This window comes from Dehalobacter sp., assembly GCF_030063005.1.
Lineage (GTDB): Bacteria > Bacillota > Desulfitobacteriia > Desulfitobacteriales > Syntrophobotulaceae > Dehalobacter > Dehalobacter restrictus.
Map to the genome: position 1 here is coordinate 1 of NZ_JAPDHR010000038.1, position 5,271 is coordinate 5,271.

Sequence of the window (5,271 nt, forward strand, 5' to 3'; positions counted from 1 at the left end):
TGGTATTATTGGGTTTGTGGTTATTCTCATTATACCAGATTTGGTGGTTTCCTTGTTGTATTTAACCATACTTTCAAAGACTTTCAAGGTTTCAACCTACCCGACAGGGTGGGAAAGTTGAGTTAATGAAAAATAATTATAAGACTTATAATGTAGGTATTATTTATGTTATATTTTGTATAAATAAACAATTATTTAAAGAGGAGGAAATAAAAGTATGATATCAGAAAAAAGTAAAAATGTTATCAATTCTGTTAATGGCGATCATGTTGCTGGTTACAGTTGTCCCTGCTGTTTTGCCACAACTGAAGTAACACTTAATCCTTCAGATAAAGGTGGTGGGGTAGCTTTAAGTAACGGTAATCTAACTGTTTATGAAGGGGATACTAATTACAATCAAGGCGTCAGAGCTACAAAAAGTGTTACTAATGGAAAATGGTATTGGGAAGTTACATCAGTTTCAGGTCCAACGAATACAGGGATTGGAATAGCTAATAGTTCAGCAAGTGTTTCTAGTTGGTCTTGGCAAGAACAAAATAGCCGAGTTTATTATGGAGATGATTCGGGATATCCAAGCATTAAAACAGAAGATTTAGGAGGTGGATATTTAGCTGTCGGCAATACAATTGGATTAGCTTTGGATATGGACGAAGGAACTTTAGAAATATATAAAAATGGAAACTTGCTTGGTACATTGTGTAGTGATATATCTTCACTCGGGGCTGTTTATCCGTTTTTTGTTTCAGCAACAAATGCTACCTCTGTAACATTTAATTTTGGAGCAACTCCATTTACGTTTACTCCCCCTAGTGGCTATCTAGCGTATAACCTATCTGTTTTGCCTAATGCACCAAGTAATTTAACAGCTACTTCTGGTAATTCCCAAATCTCTTTAAGTTGGACCGCTGATTCTGGTGCTACTAGTTACAATGTTAAAAGGGCAACTGTAATCGGAGGTCCATATACAACAGTAGGAACTTCGACAACAAACTCGTATATTGACACGTCAGTAATAAACGGAACAACCTACTATTATGTCGTCACAGCTGTAAATAGTGCCGAGGAAAGTTCAAATTCGGATGAAGCATCAGCAACGCCGTTAGAAGTTGTTACTGGAAGAGCTTTACTCGTAGTTACCATGATAAACGGAACAGAAAAGGAATATGACTTAACCATGACCCAGGTAAATGATTTCATTAACTGGTATGATGGACGAACTGAAGGGACCGGAAGAAATTATTATATCATGAATAAAAACTTTAACCTTGGTCCCTTCCAAAGCCGGAAAGACTACCTAGTATTTGACAAGATCATGAATTTTGAGGTCATGGAATATCAGGAGCAAGAACAATAAAATCAGCAAAGCCCGGGGAGATTGATCCTCGGGCTTAGTTATTTATTCAAAACGGGGAATAATTAACTGCGAGCATTAAAAACACCCCGCTTTTCGTACCTCAACGACAAACGCGTAGTTACATTGCGTGAATGGGGTGTGTTCGTTGCTTAACCATAAACGGCGCATCACACCCGAGTTGAGCGGGTAAAAATATTCCTTAATGTAACTAAAAATAGTTGCATTTTTTGAGGATTGAATATAATATAAACAGGCGGTTCAAGAGTCGCTTTCTCCAACGGAGAAAATGATTACATCCGACTGCACAAGCCGCATCCGCGAAACATCCTCAAGCCGTATCAAGTAGAGGATATTATTACAGCCTTACAAGAAAGGGGATTGTTATGAGCAACTACATTCATTATCGAGACTACACCGGGAGCATTGAGTTTTCCGAGGAAGATGCAGTATTTCATGGAAAGGTCATTGGCATAAAAAACATGATTTCTTTTGAAGGTGACAGCGCAAAAGCCCTCACCGAAGATTTTCATAATGCGGTTGATGAGTATTTGGAATTATGCGAGAAAAGCGGCAAACAGCCCGAGAAGCCGTTCAAAGGTTCTTTCAATGTCCGCATTCAGCCCGAATTGCACCGCCAAGCCGCCCTTGCTGCGTCCGCTCGCGGTCTGTCCCTCAATGCCTTTGTGGAGTATGCCATAAGACACAATGTGAATCAACCTTAACAGCCGCACATCTGAAAAGTTCAACATCAAAAGAAGTTGCGACCGCTCCGGGAGGGTTGCGACTTCTTTCTTTTTCCTATGATTAAACTTTACGGTGCCTGACACCAACTTATTCTTAACTGGTATGATGGACGAGCTGAAGGAACCGGAAGTAATTATTATATTGTGAACAAAAACTATAACCTCGGCCCCTTCCAAAGTAGAAAAGACTACCTTGTATTTGACAAGATCATGAATTTTGAGGTTATGGAATATCAGGAGCAAGAACAATAAAAAATAATCAAAGCCCGGGGAGATTAATCCTCGGGCTTAGTTATTATTCAATCGATAAAATCCGATTTCTCAGAATAAAGGAAAGGTGATGGCGTAAGAAGCAAAGCTCCGGGTCATATTTGTGAAAACATGTTCTGCGTATAGTCCTTAATATTTACGGGGGTGAGCATGCGATATTTCTCCTTTACAGATGAGAAATACTCACCGATAGCCTGTTTCGTAATGATTCTGTTGGACGATACTATACCCCTAAGCGATACAGAAAGCGAAAAACGAGGTGCTTCATAATGAAGTGCCTCGTTTTTCGCTTCTCTTGGTCAGCTAAGCTATGCCGACTGGCTTTCATGCACTAACCCAATTCCCGAGCCCAAGGCCCTCAACTCGCTCAAATTCACGGACATTATTCGTGACGATAATAAGTCCTTTAGCCTTCGCATGTGCTGCACAATATATCCATAGCTCCAATCGGAGAAAATCAGGAATTAACTCTGAGCGGCTTCTTCGGGGGCGGCCACACTTTAATTGTCTCTGCCATATAATCAATCAGCTGGTTGGCCGCTTTTCTTTTTTCTTCTTTCAGCTCCGGATCGATATGAGCCAGATTGGTGAGCGCTGTCGTCAGATCGAAGAAGGTATCGGCGATCGTTTTGGAGCAAGCGTCGCATTTCTCTACATACTTGATGTAAGCGTCGGGGTTGCGTTCGGTTTTAAGGTTATGGGTAAAAGGGGCTGTCGTTGCAGAGGGGACATCACCGGCAGAGGAGGTATCGTTGGCAGATAAGGCTTCTGCATTGACATGTTCCGGATTCGTTGGCCTTGGCAAAGCCTTAGCGTGCTCCTTTTTTAATTCGGAGATTGTACTATCGATCGTCTCCAGCCCTTTTTTGAGTAGCTGATTCTCCTGAAGGGCCTGGCCCTTTTCCTGAAGCGCCTGCTCCTTCGCTTGATTGGCCTGATCTCTGTCCTTCAGAGCCTGCTGCAGCTCCTGTTTCGTCATACTGCCGACGTCATTGTGCGTGATGAATTCCTCCCGCTCCTCTGCCGGTAAACCCAGTAAGAGGAGAGCCTGGATGTAAGTCAGATGGGACACTGGTGTCCCATTTGAGCTGTCGGATCCTTCAGGGAAGCTAGGCCCATACTCTTCGTAGAGCTTTATCAGCCTGGAGGCAGTTCGGCGAGAATAGTTCACAGACTCTTCCAGCCACTTAATCCATTCCCCGTGTTTGAGCATGGCCTTGGCTTCCTGCAAATGACGGCCGATTTCAATGGCGCTGGTAAGCAATATTTTTTTAGTTTGGCAGGTTATCATCTTTATTTCAGCCGCTATGACAAGCGGCGTGCGTTCGGTGGCCGGATTATCCATACCGCCCATCCGTCCTTTCATTATGAGTCTAATTACAGCATATGTAGATAGGCTTCGGACGGTGAGGGCTTGGCTTTTTAAAAAACAGAACCCGGCCATTTTCGAACCGGGTTTCTGCTTGATTTTTTTAAGGTATTCATTTATCATTTCCTAATTTTTAATTATGGCAGCGATATAAGGAAGCTGAAAAAAATCCTCCCGTTTAAAAAGAGTATAGATATCGTTAATATAGGAAGGAGTATGTTCTACCGTTCTTGAGAAAGACTGAAACAGCTTAATAATTATTTCATCAGTAATACCTTTATGATAAGCGGCTATACCTACAAGCAATAATGAAACATAAGCATAGTGAAGGATCATCATGCAAAAGGACTCAAAAAAAGTAGAATCATTGCGCAGAGGGACTAACTCTTTAAACACATAGTTAACCAAATAATTCTCAAATATATATTCATTTTTCTCCAGCCAGGGCTTAACAATATCCTGCAACGTTTTATCGAAATCGCACAAAATATCATCCCAATTCCTCCCATCTGAGAAATTTAGGCCCATAAGAAACTCATTGTAGCATTCCAGATATCTGCTTCCGTAAATTTGACCTTTATGAAGATATCTCAGATCGATGATACTTTTAATGAGCTTTACTTGGATATGATTTGCAGCGGGGATACCTGACAAGATGTTTTTTACGGTATTACAATCCGAAAGCAGCCTGTCGTATTCATCAATAAAATTTTCAATTTCTTTATAATTATTCGAAACTTGATGCGTTCGATTATAGAATATACTTAAAAACATTAGTCTTTCCCATAATGTATACGATCTATCCTGTAAAACTTTGATGGTGAAGATTCTTAACGGCCAAAAATACTTTGTTACTGGAGAACTTTTAGTATCTATAGACGAAAGGATGAGGTAATGAATATGCGGCCATTCGTCTATGTGATCAAATTCAATCGTCTGAGGGTTCAGAAGTATTAATCTGGCCATTTCCGGGCAGCCCAGCGTTCCTGAACCTTCTAAGACTCCATCAATTAGATTAGCATGTCTGGGAAATACTGAACATATTTCTGACAGGTAATCCTCCCCCAGCTTGCATTGGATATTGCACAATTTATTTTCATTGAGAAAAGGGCACCTGCCTCCTTCCAACGTTTTCAATATTTTATAATGGCTATTTGTCTGGCATTGGTCATCTTTAACAATGTATTCTTCCAATAATGGTTTAAGTTCAGGATCCGTAACCTTTAAATATTTATCACTCGTTTTCTGGTCAATTGACACTATCCACCCGAAACAACAGCAGCAATCCTCGCATTGAGAACCTTGACAAGAAAAATCATGCAAATATTTTGGGATTAACACAGACTGATATTCTTTACCGCTCACATTTACCCCCCATATCAACGTATTGCAAGTATGTATTTGTTATTGACTCAACTTTCCCACCATTAAATAATGGTTAAAGCCATGATTTTTCTGACACATCAGGTTGCAAACAACAATCGTTCTTTGAAAGACCGTGGAATAGTGCTAAGAAAAGTATCCATAATCATATT

The 5,271-nt window shown here is 40.5% G+C and carries 4 protein-coding genes; 2 read left to right on the forward strand and 2 right to left on the reverse strand.

Annotated features, from left to right (window positions below; all coding sequences use genetic code 11):
* The first annotated feature begins 217 nt into the window (after window positions 1–217).
* Window positions 218–1,354: an SPRY domain-containing protein gene (locus tag OKX56_RS10680; RefSeq protein WP_019226907.1), complete on the forward strand. Its 1,137-nt coding sequence runs from the start codon at window positions 218–220 to the stop codon at window positions 1,352–1,354.
* 383 nt (window positions 1,355–1,737) lie between these two features.
* Window positions 1,738–2,076 carry a type II toxin-antitoxin system HicB family antitoxin gene (locus tag OKX56_RS10685; protein WP_019226908.1) on the forward strand — a complete coding sequence of 113 codons (339 nt, stop codon included), beginning with the start codon at window positions 1,738–1,740 and terminating at the stop codon, window positions 2,074–2,076.
* 748 nt (window positions 2,077–2,824) lie between these two features.
* On the opposite strand, the gene OKX56_RS10690 is transcribed toward OKX56_RS10685, so the two are convergent.
* Together OKX56_RS10690 and fliB are read right to left on the reverse strand one after the other, a co-directional pair.
* Window positions 2,825–3,712 carry a DUF3102 domain-containing protein gene (locus tag OKX56_RS10690; protein ID WP_025206034.1) on the reverse strand — a complete coding sequence of 296 codons (888 nt, stop codon included), beginning with the start codon at window positions 3,710–3,712 and terminating at the stop codon, window positions 2,825–2,827.
* A 150-nt stretch (window positions 3,713–3,862) separates the two neighbouring features.
* On the reverse strand, window positions 3,863–5,101 hold the full coding sequence (gene fliB / locus OKX56_RS10695) for a flagellin lysine-N-methylase (RefSeq protein WP_141690631.1): 1,239 nt from the start codon (window positions 5,099–5,101) through the stop codon (window positions 3,863–3,865).
* Window positions 5,102–5,271 lie beyond the last annotated feature (170 nt).